The sequence below is a fragment of the Shimia sp. MMG029 genome, from assembly GCF_027947445.1.
Taxonomy (GTDB): Bacteria; Pseudomonadota; Alphaproteobacteria; order Rhodobacterales; family Rhodobacteraceae; genus Shimia.
In genome coordinates this window covers 145,081-166,432 of record NZ_JAQJIM010000004.1, presented here as the reverse complement: position 1 = coordinate 166,432, position 21,352 = coordinate 145,081, and the positions used below count along the sequence as shown (strand labels likewise).

At 57.7% G+C, this 21,352-nt stretch carries 21 protein-coding genes; 8 read left to right on the top strand and 13 right to left on the bottom strand.

The genetic code is table 11. The features are described from left to right. Positions 1 to 6: 6 nt before the first annotated feature. The 3 genes from PJL69_RS12045 to PJL69_RS12035 are packed head-to-tail and all read right to left on the bottom strand — an operon-like array spanning position 7 to position 2,230. Complete coding sequence (locus PJL69_RS12045; RefSeq protein WP_271309860.1) at positions 7 to 816, bottom strand: substrate-binding domain-containing protein; 810 nt, start codon at positions 814 to 816, stop codon at positions 7 to 9. After that, a complete protein-coding gene (locus PJL69_RS12040; protein ID WP_271309859.1) occupies positions 813 to 1,532 on the bottom strand; it encodes an ATP-binding cassette domain-containing protein in 720 nt (239 codons plus the stop codon). The genes PJL69_RS12045 and PJL69_RS12040 overlap by 4 nt, the downstream gene beginning before the upstream one ends. Continuing rightward, positions 1,526 to 2,230 (bottom strand): ABC transporter permease, encoded by a 705-nt coding sequence (locus PJL69_RS12035; protein WP_209097895.1) that lies wholly within the window; start codon positions 2,228 to 2,230, stop codon positions 1,526 to 1,528. Before PJL69_RS12035 ends, PJL69_RS12040 begins: the two co-directional genes overlap by 7 nt. Before the next feature lie 408 nt (positions 2,231 to 2,638). On the opposite strand from PJL69_RS12035, the gene PJL69_RS12030 reads away from it, so the two are divergent. Next, complete coding sequence (locus PJL69_RS12030) at positions 2,639 to 3,703, top strand: PLP-dependent cysteine synthase family protein (RefSeq protein WP_271309858.1); 1,065 nt, start codon at positions 2,639 to 2,641, stop codon at positions 3,701 to 3,703. Between the two features lie 72 nt (positions 3,704 to 3,775). On the opposite strand, the gene PJL69_RS12025 is transcribed toward PJL69_RS12030, so the two are convergent. The 3 genes from PJL69_RS12025 to ade all read right to left on the bottom strand — a co-directional run bounded on the left by PJL69_RS12025 (position 3,776) and on the right by ade (position 7,479). Further along, positions 3,776 to 4,063 carry an HU family DNA-binding protein gene (locus tag PJL69_RS12025; protein ID WP_209058508.1) on the bottom strand — a complete coding sequence of 96 codons (288 nt, stop codon included), beginning with the start codon at positions 4,061 to 4,063 and terminating at the stop codon, positions 3,776 to 3,778. A 132-nt stretch (positions 4,064 to 4,195) separates the two neighbouring features. Next, complete coding sequence (locus tag PJL69_RS12020) at positions 4,196 to 5,674, bottom strand: AMP nucleosidase (protein WP_271309857.1); 1,479 nt, start codon at positions 5,672 to 5,674, stop codon at positions 4,196 to 4,198. Continuing rightward, on the bottom strand, positions 5,671 to 7,479 hold the full coding sequence (ade, locus tag PJL69_RS12015; protein ID WP_271309856.1) for an adenine deaminase: 1,809 nt from the start codon (positions 7,477 to 7,479) through the stop codon (positions 5,671 to 5,673). Before ade ends, PJL69_RS12020 begins: the two co-directional genes overlap by 4 nt. A 191-nt stretch (positions 7,480 to 7,670) precedes the next feature. On the opposite strand from ade, the gene PJL69_RS12010 reads away from it, so the two are divergent. Continuing rightward, on the top strand, positions 7,671 to 8,426 hold the full coding sequence (locus PJL69_RS12010) for a class II aldolase and adducin N-terminal domain-containing protein (protein ID WP_209097891.1): 756 nt from the start codon (positions 7,671 to 7,673) through the stop codon (positions 8,424 to 8,426). 30 nt (positions 8,427 to 8,456) lie between these two features. Then, positions 8,457 to 9,452 carry a sterol desaturase family protein gene (locus PJL69_RS12005; protein WP_271309855.1) on the top strand — a complete coding sequence of 332 codons (996 nt, stop codon included), beginning with the start codon at positions 8,457 to 8,459 and terminating at the stop codon, positions 9,450 to 9,452. Here PJL69_RS12005 and PJL69_RS12000 read toward each other — a convergent pair whose 3' ends face one another. Next, positions 9,453 to 10,418: a GlxA family transcriptional regulator gene (locus PJL69_RS12000; RefSeq protein ID WP_271309854.1), complete on the bottom strand. Its 966-nt coding sequence runs from the start codon at positions 10,416 to 10,418 to the stop codon at positions 9,453 to 9,455. A 57-nt stretch (positions 10,419 to 10,475) separates the two neighbouring features. On the opposite strand from PJL69_RS12000, the gene PJL69_RS11995 reads away from it, so the two are divergent. From PJL69_RS11995 to PJL69_RS11975, 5 genes are all read left to right on the top strand, one after another. Further along, positions 10,476 to 11,636, top strand: coding sequence for an acyl-CoA dehydrogenase family protein (locus PJL69_RS11995; protein ID WP_271309853.1), 1,161 nt, complete (start codon positions 10,476 to 10,478; stop codon positions 11,634 to 11,636). 66 nt (positions 11,637 to 11,702) lie between these two features. Continuing rightward, the gene (locus PJL69_RS11990; RefSeq protein ID WP_271309852.1) at positions 11,703 to 11,978 is read left to right on the top strand and encodes a SelT/SelW/SelH family protein; all 276 of its coding nucleotides are present in this window, start codon (positions 11,703 to 11,705) and stop codon (positions 11,976 to 11,978) included. 49 nt (positions 11,979 to 12,027) lie between these two features. Beyond that, positions 12,028 to 14,049, top strand: a complete 2,022-nt coding sequence (locus tag PJL69_RS11985) for an acetate--CoA ligase family protein (protein WP_271309851.1) — start codon at positions 12,028 to 12,030, stop codon at positions 14,047 to 14,049. Continuing rightward, positions 14,046 to 14,831 (top strand): carnitinyl-CoA dehydratase, encoded by a 786-nt coding sequence (locus PJL69_RS11980; protein WP_271309850.1) that lies wholly within the window; start codon positions 14,046 to 14,048, stop codon positions 14,829 to 14,831. Before PJL69_RS11985 ends, PJL69_RS11980 begins: the two co-directional genes overlap by 4 nt. A 145-nt stretch (positions 14,832 to 14,976) precedes the next feature. Beyond that, a complete protein-coding gene (locus PJL69_RS11975) occupies positions 14,977 to 15,831 on the top strand; it encodes an SDR family oxidoreductase (RefSeq protein WP_271309849.1) in 855 nt (284 codons plus the stop codon). 82 nt (positions 15,832 to 15,913) lie between these two features. On the opposite strand, the gene dxs is transcribed toward PJL69_RS11975, so the two are convergent. The 6 genes from dxs to PJL69_RS11945 form a co-directional block, all read right to left on the bottom strand. Beyond that, complete coding sequence (dxs, locus tag PJL69_RS11970; protein WP_271309848.1) at positions 15,914 to 17,821, bottom strand: 1-deoxy-D-xylulose-5-phosphate synthase; 1,908 nt, start codon at positions 17,819 to 17,821, stop codon at positions 15,914 to 15,916. Between the two features lie 14 nt (positions 17,822 to 17,835). Then, on the bottom strand, positions 17,836 to 18,708 hold the full coding sequence (locus PJL69_RS11965; protein ID WP_441347495.1) for a polyprenyl synthetase family protein: 873 nt from the start codon (positions 18,706 to 18,708) through the stop codon (positions 17,836 to 17,838). A 32-nt stretch (positions 18,709 to 18,740) separates the two neighbouring features. After that, complete coding sequence (locus PJL69_RS11960) at positions 18,741 to 18,983, bottom strand: exodeoxyribonuclease VII small subunit (RefSeq protein WP_209097883.1); 243 nt, start codon at positions 18,981 to 18,983, stop codon at positions 18,741 to 18,743. After that, a complete protein-coding gene (locus PJL69_RS11955) occupies positions 18,980 to 19,915 on the bottom strand; it encodes a histone deacetylase family protein (protein ID WP_271309847.1) in 936 nt (311 codons plus the stop codon). Before PJL69_RS11955 ends, PJL69_RS11960 begins: the two co-directional genes overlap by 4 nt. Positions 19,916 to 19,979: 64 nt before the next feature. Then, entirely contained in the window at positions 19,980 to 20,681 is a 702-nt protein-coding gene (locus tag PJL69_RS11950) for a response regulator (protein ID WP_271309846.1), read from the bottom strand. Positions 20,682 to 20,693: 12 nt separating this feature from the next. Next, complete coding sequence (locus PJL69_RS11945) at positions 20,694 to 21,191, bottom strand: MarR family winged helix-turn-helix transcriptional regulator (protein ID WP_209097880.1); 498 nt, start codon at positions 21,189 to 21,191, stop codon at positions 20,694 to 20,696. Positions 21,192 to 21,352 lie beyond the last annotated feature (161 nt).

Below are 21,352 nucleotides of genomic sequence, written 5' to 3'. Positions count from 1 at the left end.
GCTGTCTCAACGTTTTGCGTTGAACACAAACAGCCGTCCTCCTTCCAGCACATAGCCGTCAATCAAGTCACGGGCGCGATCACTGACCAGCCAGTCTTCCAACTTCATCGCTGTTTTGGCCTTCACATGCGGATGTTTTTCAGGGTTCACTGGAAGATACGCATATTGATTGAACAGCGCAGGATCGCCCGCAAAAAGCATCTCCAGATCGCCCTTGTTGCCAAACTTTAGCCAGCTCGCCCGATCCGACATGATGTAAGCATTCAGGCCCGACGCCGTGTTGAGTGACGCCCCCATGCCCGCGCCGGCTTCTTTATACCAGTCAACAGCGCGCTCTTCGCCAGTGATGCCCGCTTCTGTCCACAAAGACAGCTCTTTCTTGTGGGTGCCACTGTCGTCGCCACGGCTTACAAATGGGAACGCGCCCTCGGCAATGCGGGCAAGCGCGTCAGCCGCAGATCCCGCCTCTGCGATGGCCGCTGGATCTTGAGAAGGCCCGACAAGAACAAAATCATTAAACATGATTTCGCGTCGGTGAACCCCATAGCCATCAAGCACAAATTTCTCTTCAGCGGCTTTGGAATGTACCAAAATGGCATCCACATCCCCCGCTTCGCCAAGCCGCAAAGCCTGACCTGTGCCAACCACCAAGAGCTGCACTTCGATCCCTGTGTCCTTTTTTATTTCCGGCAACAACACCTCAGAGAGGCCGGAATTGTGGAACGATGTCGTGACAGCCACTTTCAGGCTCTCTGCCTGTGCAGCAACGCTGCCCGCGGCCCATAGGGCGATCGCAAAGATTGATCTGAGTTTCATTCGATAATGTCTCCTTGGAGGAATGCGCGCGCTTCCATGGATTCAGGATGTTCAAAAAAGGTTTCTGCAGGGGTCTTTTCCAGGATCTGGCCATGATGAATAAACCAGACATCCTGCGCCAGCCGGCGCGCTTGACCGATGTCATGGGTCGACATCACAATCCGCGTGCCCTCTTGATGGATTTCCAGCAACAACGCCTCAAATTCACGCGTTGCACGCCCATCTAAGTTCGCACAGGGTTCATCCAGAAACAGGATTTGGGGTTGCCGGATCAAGGCTCGGGCAAGGGCAAGTTTCTGGCGCTCGCCTCCGGACAAGACCGTCGCTCGTTTCTCTGCGCTGTCCTGCAATCCAACTCGGGCAAGCCACGCTTTCGCTCGGTCGCGCGCCACAGAGCGCGCCATGCCATGTATGATCAAGGGATACGCCACATTCTCCAGAGCGCTCCGTCGCATCATGATCGGCGCCTGAAAAACAAATCCCTGCTGACCACGGGCTTTGGGTTCCGGCACCTGCCAGTTCAATTCCCCCCCCGGAGCAATGCGCTCCATACCGTGAAGCAGACGCAGCAATGTGGTTTTCCCCGCCCCATTTGGGCCCATCACAATGCTCAACCCTGTCTCAGACACAGTTGTCGTAATCGGCCCGACAAGAACCTTTCCGCGCCGCCGGACCTGTGCATTTTCAACACTCAGCGGCAAAATCGCATCTACCATCGCCCGCTCACCTCCGTTCGAGAGAGGCTATGAATGATCAAATTCACGGCGACCGCCAATCCGATCAGAACAAACCCCAGTGCCAATGCGAGAGAAAAGTTCCCTTTGCCGGTTTCCAGAGAGATCGCGGTGGTCAGGACACGGGTCGCATGATCAATGTTGCCACCCACGATCATGATCGCCCCGACTTCGCCGATCCCACGGCCAAATCCAGCAAGCGATGCCGTCAGCAGGGCGCGCCGCCCATCCCATAGCAGAGTCAGTATGCGCTGCCTGCGTGTGGTGTTCAGGGAAATAAGCAGGTCGTGGTACTCAGCCCACAGATCTCTGATCGCCTGATGAGAAATGGACGCAATCAAAGGTGTCAGAATTACGACCTGCGCAATGATCATCGCGGTCGGTGTAAACAGCAGCCCGAACACGCCAAACGGCCCTGAACGGGACAGCAACAGATAGACAATCAATCCCACCACAACGGGCGGCAACCCCATCAATGCGTTCAGGGTTGCGATCACCAAACGGCGAAACCGAAAACGCTGAACCGCGAGCCAGCATCCCAACGGCAAACCGATGAGAGACGACACCACAACGGCGCTCAGGGTGACACGCAACGACCGAACAGAAATCTCGATCAGATCCGCGTCCAAAGTAAAAATGAGATGGGCTGCATGGATCAACCCCGCCAGAATGTCGTTCATTCGAAGTTTCTGAAACCGCCTCCTTCACACAACACGGCCCTCAGCCTATCCAACTGAAGTCAAAGTGTTGTTTGAAGTACTTTTAGGGATTGGCAAGCAGATACGAAAGCAAAATGCGCCCAGCTCTGCTCGTAGCGGGCAATCCCCCCAAAATGTCGCGACACTACAAAGTGCTTTCGACATTTTGTCCCCCCTCAAACAACAGCGCAGCCAAATCCAATCATTCTCGAAATATCATAAATTCAAAGCGCTGATCCGCTTCAACTGGCCCAGCACAGAACCAGATCTCATGGCCCCGGCACTCTCTCAATCCTCCGTTCTTAATTTCGAAAGACGGCCAGTTGCCGCTACCATACCAATTGGCCAGCACTTACCTTTTTGGCACCACTCAAATTTGAGGAGAGTCTCATGACAAGACAGACAGAAGGCCGCAAACAACGCTACGACAGCATTCTGGACACTGTTGGCGACACCCCCATTGTGCGCCTGAATCGCATCGCACCCAAACACGTGAACATGTTTGTAAAGTTCGAAGCGGCAAACCCTGGTGGCTCTGTAAAAGATCGCCTGGCGCTCAACATCATTGAAGCCGCTGAAAAAGATGGACGCCTGGCGCCGGGACAAACCGTTGTCGAAGCCACATCAGGCAACACCGGCATTGGTTTGGCCATGGTCTGCGCCGCCAAAGGCTACCCGCTTGTGATCACCATGTCCGAAGCTTTCTCTGTCGAGCGCCGTCGTTTGATGCGGTTTCTGGGCGCCAAGGTCGTGCTGACACCCAAGGCGCAAAAGGGCTTTGGCATGTACACCAAAGCCAAAGAGCTGGCAGAGGCAAACAACTGGTTCCTGGCCAGTCAGTTTGAAACGGCAGACAATGCCGACATGCATGAAAACACCACGGCACGCGAAATCCTCAATGATTTTGCAGGTGAGCAGCTCGACTATTGGGTCACGGGCTATGGCACCGGTGGCACAGTTGCAGGTGTTTCACGTGTGCTGCGCCGCGAAAGCCCTAAGACCCAGATCATCTTATCTGAGCCAACCAACGCTGCACTGGTGGACTCAGGCTATGTAAACACCCGCAATGATGCGCATCAGGCCACCGAAAGCCACCCGTCCTTTGAGCCCCATCCCATTCAGGGCTGGACCCCGGACTTCATTCCCTGGGTGCTTCAGGAAGCGTTGGACAACAACGGCTATGACAAGCTGATCAAAGTGGCCGGCCCAGACGGGATCGCATGGTCCAAACGCCTCGCTGCCGAGGAAGGCATCTTCACGGGGATCTCCGGTGGCGCAACACTTGCAACAGCCATCGAAGCCGCCAAGGAGGCCCCCGAAGGCGCAAACATTCTCGTCATGCTGCCAGACACCGGCGAGCGCTATCTCTCAACGCCGCTCTTTGAAGGCATCGGTGAAGAGATGAGCGACGCAGAGATTGCCATCTCTCAATCTACGCCCAGCGCGCAACTTTGACGGCATAGCGCTGCACAAACAAAAAGGGCCGCTCTCAAGAGCGACCCTTTCCGTATTCAATGATCAAAGCGATCAGCCGTTCACGCTGTCTTTCAGCGCTTTGGCGATGGTCATTTTCACAACCTTGTCTGCTTCTTTTTTGATCTGCTCGCCAGTTGCAGGGTTGCGAACCATGCGCTCTGGGCGCTCGCGGCAGTAGATTTTGCCAACACCCGGCAGGGTCACTGCGCCACCGGCGGACACTTCGCGGGTGATCAGCGCGCAAACAGCTTCCAGAGCTGCGCCTGCAGATTTCTTGTCAGAACCCATGTCTTCGGCCAGAGCAGCAACAAGTTGGGTCTTGGTCATCGGTTTTGCCATTTCAGGTCTCCATTAGTCTGCCCGAATGTTGGGCCTCATGGCGGGCATTTAACGGGATATGGTGGGTGAACACAACAAATTGTGATGCCAAAAACCGTGTTTTTTATGGGTTTTCCACAAGTTTCCGTTGGGTCAAAGAAAGGCCGTCTCATCAAAAGACCGCAATTTTCGCGAATGCAGACGCTCAAGCGGCATTTCACGCAATCGCTCCATCGCACGAATTCCGATCAGCAAATGGCGTGCCACTTGCGTCTTATAGAAGTCGCTGGCCATTCCTGGAAGCTTAAGTTCACCGTGCAGCGGTTTGTCGCTGACACAGAGCAATGTCCCATATGGCACGCGGAAACGATACCCGTTCGCAGCAATTGTTGCGCTTTCCATGTCCAGCGCGATCGCACGGCTTTGGCTCAGCCTTTGCACAGGCCCTGTATGTTCTCGCAACTCCCAGTTGCGGTTGTCGATGGTGGCCACCGTTCCAGTCCGCATCACGCGTTTTAGCTCATATCCGGAGAGCTTCGTGACATTTACTACGGCCTCTTCCAACGACGTCTGAACTTCTGCCAGCGCCGGAATGGGCACCCATACCGGCAGGTCGTCATCCAGCACGTGATCTTCGCGCAGATAGGCATGCGCCAGCACAAAATCCCCAAGGCTCTGGGAATTGCGCAGACCCGCACAATGACCCACCATGATCCAGGCATGCGGGCGCAAGACGGCGATGTGGTCGGTGGCGGTCTTCGCATTTGATGGCCCTACCCCAATGTTCACAAGCGTGATGCCAGATCCATCCGCACGCTTCAGGTGGTAGGTTGGCATCTGCGGCTGCTTGTCGACCGGCGCAATTGGGGTCTCCGCATCTGAAATCTCTACATTTCCGGTGCTGACAAAGCTGGTGTAGCCGCTCTTTTCATCTGCGAGCATGCTGCGCGCATAGGCTTCGAACTCGGTCACATAGAACTGGTAGTTGGTGAATAGCACGTGGTTCTGAAAATGCTCAGGGTCCGTTGCCGTATAGTGGCTCAATCGCGCAAGCGAGTAGTCCACGCGCTGCGCCGTAAACGGAGCCAGCGGCCCCACACCGTTTTCGTCAGGCGTTGCCGTGCCATTCACAATGTCATCATTGGTGGTCGACAGATCAGGCACGTCGAAAATATCCCGCAGCGTGAAATCCGCAGCGCCTTCCTGTGGCACGGTCATATCTGTGCGCGCCGCCACCGCGAAATGCACCGGAATGGGAGTGCTCGACACTCCCACCATCACACCCACTTTATGATTGGCCACAAGCAGAGCAATCTGCTGCTCCAGATAATGCCGAAACAGATCCGGTCGAGTGATGGTTGCCGCATGCACGCCGGGCTCCGCCACGTGGCCAAAACTCAAACGGCTGTCTACCTGCGCAAAACTCGTCGTGATAATACGAATTTCCGGATAAAACGCGCGAATGCGATGCCCGTCCGGCCCTTTGCGCAGTGCGCGCCGGAACTGATCACACAGATAGGTGGTCGCAATCGTGTAAAGCTCCTCCAGACGATCTACAGCCGCTTTTGCATCCGTGAACATTTCAGGTGCGGGAACAGCGGGGGAATGTACAGGAATACTCTGTGGGGTCATTGCGCAGCCTTAATCACGTCGGTCATTTCAAATTTGGTCACATCCACCAGCCCGAGATCGGAGATCCTGAGTTCCGGGATCACCACCAGAGCCAACAGCGAATGCTGCATATAAGCGTTGTTGAGCGTGCAGCCGCAAGCCTCCATCGCCTCAACCATGTTCTGCGCCTTGGCAGCCACGTCGATCGCCGGTGCATCTGACATCAGGCCCGCGATGGGCAACTCGACCAAGGCGATCTCTTCACCATCTTTGAAGACGGTCACACCACCGCCAACTTCGCCCAGGCGATTGGCCGCTTTCGCCATCATCTCCCGGTCAGTCCCGACCACGATCATATGATGACTGTCATGCGCCACAGTCGAGGCCATCGCCATTTTGCCCTGATATCCAAAGCCAGACACAAACCCGTTGGTCACGCCCCCGGTGCCACGGTGGCGCTCCACCAAAGCGATCTGGCAAACATCCTGCGCCACATCACCTTCCACCACGCCGTCAACCACGGAAAGCTCCGCAGTCAACGCCTTGGTTGGGGCTTGGTTCTCTATCACGCCAATCACATTGGCCGTGACTTGGGTCGCGCCATCCGGAGCGCCAACTTCAAAGTCCTTCGCCACCCGCGCACGGCCAAGGTTGACCGTCTGGCGCGCATGCACTGGCCAATCATAATGCGGGCAATCCACAAGCACTTCACCTGCCTTGGCCACGGTCACGCCACGCGCGATCACATGTTCAATCGGCAGCGTCTTCAGATCACTTGTAAGGATCACATCCGCCCGTCTTCCGGGCGTAATAGAGCCTAAATCGCGCTCCAAACCAAAGTGCGTGGCAGTGTTGATTGTGGCCATCTGCAAGGCCACAATCGGATCGCATCCACAGTCAACCGCATGGCGCACCACGCGGTTCATGTGCCCATCATTCACCAACGTGCCGGAATGGCAATCATCGGTGCACAGGATGAAGCTGCGTGGATCCAACCCTTTCTCGGTCACCGCAGTGATCTGCGTTTCCACATCATACCATGCACTGCCAAGACGCATCATCATACGCATGCCCTGACGCACCCGCGCAATCGCGTCGGCCTCACATGTGCCCTCGTGATCATCAGCTGGCCCACCCGCTGCATAGGCATGAAAATCTTTTCCCAAATCGGGAGAGGCGTAGTGCCCACCGACGGTCTTGCCCGCTTTTTGCGTCGCTGCTATCTCCGCCAACATTTGCTGACTGCCGTTGATCACACCGGGGAAGTTCATCATCTCCCCAAGCCCAATGATCCCCGGCCAGCTCATTGCCGCCGCCACATCATCGGGGCCAATCTCATAGCCCGTGGTCTCGAGGCCGGGAGCTGAGGGCGCACAGCTTGGCATCTGCGTGAAGATGTTGATGGGCTGCATCAGCGCCTCATCATGCATCATTTTCACACCTTCAAGGCCCAGCACATTGGCAATCTCATGGGGGTCCGTGAACATCGTTGTGGTGCCATGCCCAATCACCGCTCGGGCAAACTCCGCCGGGGTCAGCATGCCGCTTTCAATGTGCATATGCCCGTCACACAGACCCGGGATCATAAAACGCCCTTCCGCTTCAATGATCTCTGTATCTGCACCGATACAATGGCTGGCATCCGGCCCAACATAGGCAATGCGCCCGACAATGACCGCAATGTCATGATCCGGCAGCACTTCACGGGTGTGTACGTTCACCCACTGGCCTTTGCGAATAACGAGATCTGCAGGGGAACGCCCTGCGGCGACGGCGACAAGCTGTGGGGCCACATCAGCCCAGCTTTGAAATTGCATATGTTCCATGGCCCAAGGTGCCACGCGTTTTCGGGAGGTTCAAGCGGCTGTGTTTTGAAGCTTTTGTAAAAGATGTTTTTCGCACATTTTGAAACCCTCACGCGCAATTTACCTGCGCCCAAGGTGCATTTGCGACGTCGCAAATGTCTTAGACCTGCAAATTTGTGCCATGCTCAGGTGATCTTAGGGAGAGAAACATCATGGCCATCACCAACATTCGCCCCAACATGGAACACTGGCAGGCGCGCGTAGATCTCGCCGCCGCCTTCCGCTGGACCGCCCGCCTCAACATGCACGAAGGCGTCGCCAATCATTTCAGCCTCGCCATCAATGAGGACGGCACACGGTTTTTGATGAACCCAAACCAGCGCCACTTTGCACGGATCAACGCCAGTGATCTGATCGAAGTCGACGCCAATAACCCTGACGCATTGACCGGCCCTGATGCGCCAGACCCCACTGCTTGGGGCCTGCACGGCGGCATCCACCGCGCCTGCCCGCACGCGCGCTGCGTGATGCATGTGCATTCAATTTTTGCCACCGTCTTGGCAAGCTTGGCCGACTCCCGCCTCCCCCCGATCGACCAGAACTGCGCCACCTTCTTCAATCGCTATGTGATCGATGACGGCTATGGGGGTTTGGCCTTTGAGGATGAAGGCGCTCGTTGCGCCGCTTTGCTCACTGATCCCAAACAGAAGGTCATGATCATGGGCAACCACGGCGTCTTGGTCATCGGCGACACGGTCGCAGACACCTTTAACAGGCTCTATTATTTTGAACGCGCCGCCGAAACCTACATCCGCGCGCTGCAAACCGGCCAGCCCTTGCGGGTGCTGTCAGACGATATCGCCGAGAAAACCGCACAGGAACTGGAAGCCTACCCGGAGCAGGATGTGCGCCATCTGCAGGAACTCAAAGCCATTCTGGATGCCGAGGGCGATCCCTACGCCACCTGAACCTCGCCAAGATCAAAGGGAGCCAGCGCCATGCCACATGACTACGCCAATGATGATGAAGCCCAGCGCTGGCACTACCGCCCGCCACAACCGGTGCGCCTGAACCCGCTGTTTGAATGGCCCCCCAAGCCGCGCGCCATCCTGCAATGGTATCGCGGCGCATGGCTCATGCTCACCGCGCTGACGGTGCCCTTCCTGATCGCAGTGCTCATCTATGTGTTGGTTCTGCCCCCGCTCGCAGACATGGCACAGTTCCATTGGTCTTGGGTGCTCACCGTCTGGCTCATGAATGTCGTCCCGCAAACCTTGGTCGCGGGCGGGCTGCATTGGTGGCTCTACATGCGCAAAGGCCAGGGCATGCGCAAAAAATTCGACAAGCGCGACCTCACCCACAAAAACGGCACTTTCACCTTCAACAATCAGGTACTCGACAACATCTGGTGGACATTGGGCAGCGCCATGACCGTCGCCACTCTGTATCAGTGTCTGATTTTCTGGGTCATAGCCAATGGATGGGTCCCAACCCTCAGCTTCGCCCAGTCACCCGTGCTCTTTGTGCTCTGGCTCGCGCTCATCCCCATGTGGTCGGGCCTGCACTTTTATTGGGTCCACAGATTGGAGCATCACCCAAAGCTCTACAAACACGTGCATGCGGTGCACCACCGCAATGTCAACGTTGGCCCATGGTCCGGCATTTCCAATCACTGGTATGAAAACAGTCTCTATTTCACCACATATTTCATCCACCTGATCATCCCATCAGGCCCGCTGCACCTGTTGTTTCACAGCTACTTCCAGCAAATCAGCCCGGTGTTTTCCCATTGCGGCTTTGAAAAACTGATTGCCAAAGACGCCGAGGTCGCCAAATCCGGAGACTTCTTCCATCAGCTGCATCACCGCTATTTTGAATGCAACTACGGCACGTCTGAGATCCCGTTTGATAAGTGGTTCGGCACCTTTCATGACGGCTCCGCCGAAGGCACCCGCCGCACGCGTGCCCACAAGAAGCAGATGTACACGCGCTAATCAGCCGCTCTGACGCAACGCACGCGGGGTGGTCCCAAAGGTCTCTTTGAACACCCGCGTCATCGCCGCTGGGCTCTGATAGCCAGACCGAAGCGCGATTTCTGCCACGCTCAAGTCTGTCTCAACCACCAGCTTTCGAGCCAAATTCAGCCGAAAACGCCGATAGACAACCACCGGCGGCGCGCCCAACTCTGCACGCATCCGGCTCTCAAGTGTCTTCTGTGTGGCTCCAGCCCGCGCTGCCACCTGTCCAATGCTGAGCGGCATTTCAAGGTTTTCCTGCATCACCCCCAACGCCCTACTCACCAAACGCCCAGCCGGGCTTGCGCCCCCGCTATGAGAGCGCGCACTATCCCGCGTCATGAAAAGCTGCGCCACCTCCAGTGCCAAGGCTTGCCCATGCGCTTGCCCAATCAAATCCAACACCAGATCAAACGCCGCCATCGCCCCCGAACAGGTGATGCGATTGCCGTCAATCACAAACCGCTCGCGCACCACAACCACATCTGGAAACCGCTCCGCAAAGGGCGTCAGCTCCTCCCAATGGATCGTGGCACGTCGCCCCTCCAGAAGCCCCGCCTCCGCCAACAGCCAACTGCCCGTGTCCATGGCCGTGATGACCGGAAAGCGTTTGGCCGCCGCCCTCAAGGCTGCCTGCGTGGCCCATCCACCAAGATCGCGAAACCCGTAAGAGGGCATCACAATCAACATATCCCCTGCAGCCTCGGCCAAGCGCCCATGCGGCGCAACGGACAAGCCAGAAGAGCTCTCAACCGCCCCCCCTTCCAACGAAAGAAATTGCCACCGAAACAACGCCTTGCCGGAAAGCATATTGGCCGCCCGCATAGGCTCAATCGCATTGGCAAGACAGTGATTTGAAAACCCGTCAAACAGCAGAACCCCAACCTTCTGCGCTGCAGCGTGATGATTTTCCCAATTTCGCATGATCAAGGGATAATTCTGCATATTGTTGCCCGTCAAGCCAAAGGACGATTTCTGCGAAACAGGATTGGAGCGTTGCACATGCAATTTGGCCTGACCGAGGAACAGGAGATGATTGTCTCCACCGTCCGCAGCTTTGTGGAAAACGAGATCTACCCCCATGAGGCAGAGGTCGAACGCACAGGCCAGGTGCCACATGAGCTCGGCGAGGCGATCAAACAGAAGTGCATCGACCTTGGCTTTTACGCCTGCAACTTCCCCGAAGAGGTCGGAGGCGCCGGACTGTCTCATCTGGATTTCACCTTGGTCGAACGCGAATTGGGGCGTGGTTCCATGGCACTCACCCATTTCTTTGGCCGTCCCCAGAATATCCTGATGGCCTGCAACGAAGAGCAGCGCGAACGCTATCTGCTGCCTGCGGTGCGTGGCGAAAAAATGGACGCTTTGGCCATGACAGAGCCTGATGCAGGCTCTGATGTGCGCGGCATGAAATGTCAGGCCCAGCGTGACGGCGGGGATTGGGTCATCAACGGCTCCAAACATTTCATATCCGGTGCGGAACACGCGGATTTCTTCATCGTCTTCATCGCCACCGGTGTCGATGACACGCCCAAAGGCCCAAAAAAGCGCATCACCACCTTCCTTGTGGACCGCGGCACTCCCGGCTTTGATGTGCGCGATGGCTACAACTCCGTTAGCCACAAGGGCTACAAAAACTACATCCTCAGCTTCGATGACTGCCGCTTACCCGATGCGCAGGTGCTTGGCGAGGTCGATGGCGGTTTTGCTGTGATGAACGAATGGCTCTACGCCACCCGCCTCACCGTTGCCGCTTTCTCCGTGGGCCGCGCGCGCCGCTGTTTTGACTACGCCTTAAACTACGCCGCAGAGCGCAAACAATTCGGCCAGCCCATCGGTAAATTCCAAGGCGTCGGCTTTCAAATCGCCGATATGATCACCGAAATTGATGCTGCCGACTGGCTCACCCTCGCGGCCGCCTGGCGCCTGGACAACAACCTGCCCTCCAACCGCGAAATCGCCTCCGCCAAACTCTACGCCTCAGAGGCGCTTGCCCGTGTCACCGACACCACTCTTCAGATCTTTGGCGGCATGGGTCTGATGGACGACTTCCCGATTGAGCGTTTCTGGCGCGACGCACGTGTGGAACGCATCTGGGATGGCACCAGCGAAATCCAGCGCCACATCATCAGCCGGGATCTTCTGCGGCCACTGGGGGCATGATGGAAAGCGTTGTGTTGCGTGCCCAGCTGCGGCACAACCTCGGAAAAGATCCGAGGGGAAAGCCAGATGAAACCGGTTGTAACAATCACCTATTGCGTTGGGTGCAAATGGCTTCTGCGCGCCGGATGGATGGCGCAGGAACTCCTGCAAACCTTTGGCGACACCCTCGGCGGAGTGACAATCGCACCAGCCGAAGTGCCCGGCACCTTCAAGATCACTGTGGACGGCACACTCCTGTGGGATCGCAAACGCGATGGCGGATTTCCCGAAGCCAAAGAGCTGAAACAGCGCCTGCGCGACATAATCGAACCGGACCGCGATCTTGGCCACTCGGATCGTTAGACACAAAGTTTCCTGAAGGCGCCAAATGTCAGTGCGAGAGGGCGGTCTCATGACTCGCGATCTCTCAAGGCTGATCCACCCGAAATCCATTGCCGTGATCGGCGGCGGCACATGGTGTGCTGAAGTCATTCGCCAGTGCGAGAAAATTGGCTTCTCCGGAGACATCTGGCCGATCCACCCCAAAGCCGAGACTGTGTTGGGCCTACCCGCCTACACAGACATAACCGCTCTCCCGGCACCACCTGACGCAACCTTCATTGGCATCAATCGCCACGCCACCATCCAAGCGGTTGCCGCGCTCTCAAAGCTGGGTGCAGGCGGCGCGGTCTGCTTTGCCTCTGGCTTTTCCGAAGCCGCGTCTGAGGACGCCACGGGAGCCAACCTTCAGGATGCGCTGATCACGGCCGCAGGCGATATGCCCATTCTCGGCCCCAACTGCTACGGGCTCATCAATGCATTGGATGGTGCCGCGCTTTGGCCCGACCAACACGGTTGCCGCCCTGTCGACAAGGGCGTGGCAATCCTCACACAAAGCTCAAATATCGCCATCAATCTCACCAACCAGCGCCGTGGGTTGCCAATCGCCTATGTCGCCACCTGCGGAAACATGGCGCAACTCAATCAGGCGGAAATCGCGTCCGCGCTTTTAGATGACCCGCGTGTTACCGCCATTGGCCTTCATATTGAAGGCTTCACAGATCTGCGTGCGTGGGAACGGTTTGCCCACAAAGCCTATGCAAAGGGTGTGCCAGTTGTGGCCCTCAAAGTTGGCGCCAGCGGTGAGGCTCAGGCCGCAACAGTCTCTCATACGGCCTCATTGGCTGGCAGCGACGCAGGCGCAAGCGCATTGATCTCGCGGCTTGGTTTTGCCCGCGTCGCCGAATTACCGTTGTTGCTGGAGACCCTCAAACTGCTTCACATGGTTGGCGTGCCTGAAGGCTGCAACATTGCATCGATCAGTTGCTCAGGCGGCGAGGCCAGCCTTATGGCCGACACTGCGCTTCAGACAGATCTGAAGTTTCCCACTTTAACAGAGCCTCAAACCGCAGAGTTGCGGGAGGTCCTTGGCCCCATGGTCGCACTTGCCAATCCCTTGGATTACCACACCTATATCTGGCGCGACGAAGCGGCGATGGCCCGAGCTTGGTCCGCCATGACGGCCCCCGACATCGCCATGACCTTCACTGTGGTCGACTACCCGCATGAAAACCGCACAGATTGGGACTGCGCGACCGCCGCTGCCATTGGTGCACGCAAATCCACCGGTCGCCCCATAGCCGTGGTGGCGACCCTGCCAGAACTGATGCCTCCTGATGTGGCTGAAGACCTGATTTCAGGTGAAGTTGTCCCTTTCTATGGTCTGCGCGAGGCCTTGTGCGCCAAAGATGCCGCCGCCAGTATCTCCGCCCCGAACGCCACACCGCTGGTTCTGCCAGGCGCACCTCAGAACGCAACAGTCTTAAGTGAAGTCGCCGCGAAACACGCACTAACACAGCATGGAATGGACATTCCAGTAAGCAAGACCGCGTCGCGCAACGACGCACTTGCGCAATGTGCCGCCACACTCACCGCGCCTCTGGTGCTCAAGGGCCAGGGCATCGCACACAAAACAGAGGCGGGAGCAGTGAAGTTGCGCCTGACTTCAGAAGAGTTGGACACAGCTGCCGCAGAGATGCCTACAGATACCTTTCTGATAGAGGAGATGGTTGAAGGCGGCATTGCTGAGCTTCTGCTGGGCATCACCCGAGATCCTGCCCATGGCTTTGTGCTGACACTGGCCGCAGGTGGGGTGTTGACCGAGCTGATGGAAGACAGCATTTCGCTTCTCGTGCCGGCAAACCGCGGCCACCTGTATCAGTCTCTAATGCGTCTGAAAGTGGCCAAATTGCTCACCGGCTATCGTGGCGGTGACGCTGCCAACATAGACGCCATTCTCGATGCTGCAGAGGCTCTTCAAGCCTATGTGCTTGCCAACTCAACCACCTTGGAAGAGGTTGAAATCAATCCATTGATCTGCACGCCAACCCGCGCTGTCGCGGCGGATGCGTTGATTCGAAAGGAGATGTCATGACCGACAGCCCTGTAAAAACCCGGCGCGACGGTGCCATTCTTGAAGTCACCTTGGACCGGCCTAAAGCCAACGCCATTGATCTCGCCACCAGCCGGATCATGGGGGAGGTGTTTCGCGACTTCCGCGATGATCCAGAGCTACGTGTCGCCATCCTCACCGGGGGCGGCGAGAAATTCTTCTGCCCCGGATGGGATCTGAAAGCCGCCGCAGAGGGCGATGCGGTGGATGGCGATTACGGCGAGGGCGGCTTTGGCGGCCTTCAGGAGTTGCGCGATATGAACAAGCCCGTGATCGCCGCCGTCAACGGCATTGCCTGCGGCGGCGGACTGGAACTCGCGCTCTCAGCCGACATCATCATCTCCGCCGATCATGCCTCTTTTGCGCTGCCGGAAATCAGGTCTGGCACAGTGGCTGATGCAGCCTCTGTCAAGCTGCCCAAACGCATCCCGTATCACATCGCCATGGAACTCTTGCTGACCGGTCGCTGGTTTGATGCCGAAGAGGCCCACCGGTGGGGCCTCGTGAATGAAATCGTCCCTGCCGCAACCCTCATGTCACGCGCCTGGGAGCAGGCCCGCTTGCTCGCCTCTGGCCCTCCGCTGGTCTACGCCGCGATCAAAGAGATTGTGCGCGACGCAGAAGATGCCAAGTTTCAGGATGCCATGAACCGCATCACGCAACGCCAGCTGCGCAGCGTCGATGTGCTTTATGACAGCGAAGACCAAATGGAGGGGGCACGCGCATTTGCCGAAAAGCGGGATCCGGTTTGGAAAGGTAAGTGACAGTCAGAGAACGGCGCAGTGCCCGCAGCCATAAAACCACGATAACGTCTCGATTTTGCACAGTTGCGTGAGCTGATCTCCCTCTCTTGTGCAAAATCACCGCCGCCCTCTTGTCCCTCCTCACCGAGAGAGGCAGTGTGTCCACATGAGCAAAACACTCCTCTCCCTAGGTCACGGATATTCCGCCCAGGCACTGGCAAAGCGTTTGCTGCCTCAAGGCTGGACCATCATCGGCACCCATCGCGATCCGGATCAGGCCGAAACCCTGCGCGCGCAAGGGGTCACGCCACTGCAATGGCCCATCAATTTTGACGAAGCGCTTCAGGGCGTCACCCATGTCCTCAGCTCCATCCGCCCGGATGATGCGGGCGATCCGGTGCTGCGCGCCGGCCGCGATACTCTTGTGGCTGCGGCGCCCAATCTTAAATGGGTGGGCTACCTGTCCACCACAGGCGTCTATGGCGATATGGACGGGGGCTGGGTGGATGAGGAAACCCCGCTCGATCCCGGCGGCATGCGCGGCAAAATGAGGGTCAAGGCAGAAGCCGAATGGTCCGCTCTTGCCGACGTGCCCCTGCATATATTCCGTCTTGCTGGGATTTATGGCCCCGGCCGTGGCCCCTTTGCCAAATTGCGCCGCGGCACGGCCCGCCGCATCATCAAGAAAAATCAGGTGTTTTCCCGCGCTCATGTGGATGACATCGCGCGCGTCTTGGAGGCTTCGATGCTGGCGCCGAAACCGGGCGGCATCTACAATGTTTGTGATGACAGCCCAGCGCCTCCGCAAGACATTCTCGCCTATGCCGCTGAACTGCTTGGTATGGAACCGCCTCCGGAAATTCCTTTCGAAGACGCAGATATGAGCCCAATGGCGCGCAGTTTCTATTCTGACAGCAAACGCGTCCGCAACACACGCATCAAAGAAGAGCTGGGCGTCACTCTCAAATATCCCAATTACCGCGATGCGCTCAAAGCCATGTTAGAAGAAGAAACCGCTTAAGCGCTTAAGCGGTTTCTCTTGCACAAAATATCCCGGGGGTGTGGGGGCTGGCCCCCACGTTTTGCTGTCTCCAAAACGCGCCTCAGGCGTGACCCAAAACATCCAGCACTTTCGCCTCTATGTGCTCCGCATTCATTGCGGCCACATCATACATCGCCTTCGGACTTGCCTGATCAATAAACACATCCGGCAACACCATAGAGCGATACTTCAGTCCCGCATCAAACACACCCTCTTCCGCCAGAAGCTGCGCCACATGGCTGCCAAAGCCACCCACAGCTCCCTCTTCGATGGTGATAAGCGCTTCGTGTTTGGCAGCGAGATCTAAGATCAGCGACTTGTCCAACGGTTTGGCAAAACGCGCATCGGCAATTGTCGGTGTGATCCCCTGTACCGCAAGCGCCTCCGCCGCTTTCTTGGTTTCTTCTAGCCGGGTGCCGAAAGACAGCAGCGCCACGCGTGCGCCCGCCTGAACCATGCGGCCTTTGCCGATTTCAAGGATTTCGCCGCGCTCAGGCAGCTCAACCCCCACCGCTTCACCACGTGGATAGCGAAAGGCAATCGGCCCGGCATCATAGGCCGCTGCTGTGGCCACCATATGTTTCAACTCAGCTTCGTCCGCTGCGGCCATCACCACCATGCCCGGCAGGTTGGCGAGATAAGCGATGTCAAAGCTGCCCGCATGGGTCGCACCATCCGCCCCCACAAGCCCAGCACGATCAATGGCAAAGCGCACAGGCAACCGCTGAATGGCCACATCATGCACCACCTGATCATAGCCGCGCTGCAAAAACGTGGAATAGATCGCACAGAAAGGCTTCATGCCGCCTGCGGCCAACGCGGCAGAGAATGTCACACCGTGCTGTTCAGCAATCGCCACATCAAAACAACGGCTTGGATAGCGCTCCGCAAACCGCTTCAAGCCAGTGCCATCCGGCATCGCTGCTGTGACTGCACAAATCCGACTGTCCTCTGCCGCAACCTCCAGCAAAGCATCAGAAAACACCGAGGTGTAGCTCGGCGCGTTGGATTTCGCCTTCTTCTGCTTGCCCGTCGTGACATCAAATTTTGCCGTGGCATGCCCTTTGTCGTAGGCCGCTTCCGCCGGGGCGTAGCCTTTGCCTTTCTTGGTATTCACATGCAACAAAACCGGCCCGGTTGCCCGCTCTCGCAAACTGCGCAACAGCGGCAGAAGCTGGTCCATGTCATGGCCATCAATCGGGCCTACATAGGAAAACCCAAGCTGCTCAAACAACGTGCCACCCATCGCCAGCCCCTTCAGCGCCTCACGGGTGCGCTTGGCACCTGCACGAAACGGCTGCGGCAGAAGGCTGGTGGCCGCTTTCGCAGCTGTCTTAAGCTCCTGAAACGGGGCCCCGGCATACAATCGAGACAGATAGACGCTCAAGGCCCCAACAGGTGGTGCAATCGACATGTCGTTGTCATTGAGGATCACAAACATCCGTTTGCCCAGATGGCCGGCATTGTTCATCGCCTCATAGGCCATGCCTGCCGTGATCGCACCATCGCCGATCACCGCAACCACATCGCCCAGACCACCTTCGCACTCCCCCCCCAGATCGCGCGCCACAGCAAAGCCCAGCGCTGCTGATATCGAGGTCGAAGAATGCGCCGCGCCAAACGGGTCAAACACGCTTTCACTGCGCTTGGTAAATCCAGAGATGCCGCCCTGCTGTCGCAGCGTCCGAATACGGTCGCGCCGCCCAGTCAAGATCTTATGGGGATAGCTCTGGTGCCCCACATCCCAAATCAGCTTGTCCTGCGGCAAATCAAACACCGCATGCAGCGCCACGGTCAGCTCCACAACGCCAAGCCCGGCCCCCAGATGCCCGCCAGTTTCACTCACAACTGAGATTGTTTCGGCACGCAGCTCATCCGCCAACTGGGCCAGCTCACGGTCTGAAAATCGCTTCAGATCCTCAGGCAGCGTTACCTGATCCAACAAGGGGGTCTCGGGTCTGGCAGACATGGTCACGCCTCCGATCAGTTGTCCCGCGAGACAACAAACTGTGCGGCCTGCCGCAGTGTCTCTGCCTCCGCCCCGTATGGAGCGAGCGCCTCACAGGCCGCTTGGATCAGCTGCTCCGCCCGCGCCTTGGCACCCTCAAGTCCCAAAAGGGACACAAAGGTCGCCTTGCCCGCATCCGCGTCTTTGCCAACCGCCTTGCCCACTTTGACCGCATCGCCCTCGACATCCAGAATGTCATCTACGATCTGAAACGCCAGTCCCAGATCCGTGGCATAGCGCTGCAAGGCAGCCGTGTCCGCTTGCGCCATCACCGCGCCTGCTGTGGCCGACCACACGATCAAAGCCCCGGTTTTGCCTGCCTGCAAGCGGGTGATCTCCTCAAGCGTCAAAGACGTGCTGGCGGTCTCTGCGGCAATATCCAGCGCCTGCCCCAAAACCATGCCCTGCGCGCCTGCCGCGCGGGCCAGCGTCACGGTCAACTCTGCGCGCACCAAAGGTGCGGGATGGCACTCAACCCGGCTGACACATTCAAACCCAAGCGTTTGCAGAGCGTCACCGGCCAGAACTGCAGTGCATTCATCCCACTTTACATGCGTCGTCGGCAGCCCCCGTCGCATGTCATCATCATCCATACACGGCAGATCATCATGTACCAATGAATAGGCATGCACCGCCTCAATCGCTGTCGCGGGCCAGATCGCATGCTCTGGCGCAACACCATGCAGACGCGCGCTTTCCAGCACCAGAAACGCCCGCAGGCGCTTGCCTCCCGCACTGGCATAGCGCATCGCATCCACAACAGGCAACACCCCCATGGGCGCCATCACATGCTGCAAATGGGCCTCCACCTGCTGGGCGGCCTCTTTCAATCTGGTGTCAAACACGATCCGGCGAGTCCTTAATCACAGGCGCAATCGCCTCACATGCCCTCAACCGGGGTCAAACCAGCAGGGTTGCCGTTGCCATCCAAGGTGATCGCCGCGACTTTTTCTTCAGCTTCTTTCAGCTTGGCCTCACACCGCGCTTTCAGGGCCGCACCACGCTCATACAGCGCAATGGATTTCTCCAGCTCGACGTCACCGCGCTCCAACTGGCCCACAACCTGCTCCAGCTCCCGCATGGCCGCTTCAAAGCTCATCTCTTGCACAGGGGTGTCACTCATCCGGCTCTCTCCATCAAAACGCTGACATGCGCAGCCACCGAGGCCGCAAGCGCGTTCAGATCATATCCCCCTTCCAAAGTCGAGACCACCCGACCACCTGCAGAGGCATCCGCCGCATCACAAAGCCGCTCGGTCAGCCAAACGAAATCATCCACGCGCCAGTTGAGCTGCGCCAGCGGATCATCCGCATGCGCATCAAACCCTGCGGAGATGATCACCAGCTCCGGCTCAAACCGCTCCAGCGCCGGAAACACCTCAGCCTCATACGTGGCCCGCATCAGGCGCCCATCGCTGTGCGGCGGCAAAGGCAGGTTAATCACGTTGTTATGCCCACCGGTCTCTTCTGGCAGCCCCGTTCCGGGCCACAAAGGGTTCTGGTGACTGCCGATAAACAGGCTACGGGACTCGTTCCACAACAGATCCTGCGTACCATTGCCATGGTGGACATCAAAATCCACCACCGCCACACGGCTGAGCCCATGACGTTCCAGCGCATGTTTCGCCGCGATGGCGGCAGTGCCAAACAGGCAAAACCCCATAGGTGTGGCTTTCTCCGCATGATGCCCCGGCGGACGGCAGGCCACAAAGGCATTGCCCACCTCGCCCGCAAGCACCGCATCCACCGCAGCAATACAGCCCCCGACCGCATGGCGCGCGGCCATAGTGGATCCTGGCGACATATGTGTATCGCCGTCTAGCGCCATCGTGCCACTCTGAGGCTCAGCTGCGGTGATTGCATCCAAATGGGCTTGTGGGTGACAGAGCAAAATATCCGCATCAGAACACTCTGGCGCATCACGCCGATCCAACCCGGCAAATTGCGGTGCCGTGAGCGCCGCCATGATGCGTTCCACACGCGCGACCTGCTCCGGATGCCCGTTCGGTGTCACATGGCGCAACGAACTCTCATGACCAAACAATGCTGTTGTCATCGCTGCCCGCTTCCTCTTGCTCTAAATATCCCCGCCGGAGGCAAAAATCTAATGTGGGAACGCCTCAATCTGGCGCCAGCATATACCCTGCGCCACGCACCGTCTGCAAATAGCGCGGCTGCTTTGGGTCTTCTTCAATCTTACGCCGCAAACGGGTGATCTGCACATCGACCGCGCGCTCCTGCGCCTGTCCTTTGTCGCGCCCCAGCTCTTCGACCAAAGTGCCCCGGCTGATTGGCTCACCCGGCGTTTTGGAAAAGATCCGCATCAGGTGACTTTCGGTCGCGGTCAGGCGCACAAGCTCTTCGCCCTGCCACATTTCCCCGCGATCAATGTCATAACGAATGCCCCCAAGATGCAGCACCTTGGGCACCGTCGCCGCCTCGTCAACCTCAGGCATGCGCCGCAAAATAGCATTGATGCGCAGCAACAGTTCCTTGGGCTCAAACGGTTTGGCCAGATAATCATCTGCCCCCGCTTCCAACCCAGCGATCCGATCCTCTGTTTCTCCCTTCGCCGTCAACAACAGCACCGGGGTCTCAGAGGTTTCGCGAATGCCTTTGGTCAGGCTTACGCCATCTTCGCCCGGCATCATCACGTCAAGCACCAGCAAGTCGAAATCAAGCCCCGACAGGATCCGCCGTGCATGATCTGCATCCCGTGCCGCCGTCACCAGAAACCCATGTCGCATCAGAAACTTACGCAGCAGCGTCCGGATGCGCTCATCGTCATCCACAATCAGCAAGTGCGGGGCAATCTCATTCATGATCTGGTTTCCTTACTGGCCCGTCTCTCGCAAAGACAAATACTGCCGACGCAACTCGCCGTCCATCATTGACTCAAGCACGCGACGAAAGCCCGCAACGGCCTCCGGTCCGGCATCACGAAACGCGCTGCGCATCCGGTTGCGTTGCGAATCTGACAACCGATTTTCCAGCGCGACTCCTGTCTCCGTTAAGTAGAGGTTGCGCTCACGCCGATCTGAAGTGCCCACACGGCTTTCCACCAGCCCATCTTCGATGAGCGTACGCAGAACACGGTTCAGCGATTGCTTCGTCACCCCAAGAATGGCCAGCAGATTGGTCACCGTGGTGCCCGGCGCGCGATTGATAAAATGAATCGCCCGATGATGCGCACGCCCATACGCCATACTTTCGAGGATCCGATCAGGATCCGCAGTAAATCCACGATAGGCGAAGTACATCGCTTCGATACCCTGACGCAGCTGTTCGTCCGTAAGATACAGCAAATTTTCGCTGCGGATGCCCTCGCCCATGATACCTCCTGAGATCACAATTGACCGCTTTCCACGTCACAATACGTCAGCTTTGTTGACACTCCAAGAGCTAACTGGTAGCGAATCTCAGGATTTGCGCAACTTTATGACCATATCGGCCATTTCCTGCGCAACATTTGGAAATTTGAACGTACTTTGAA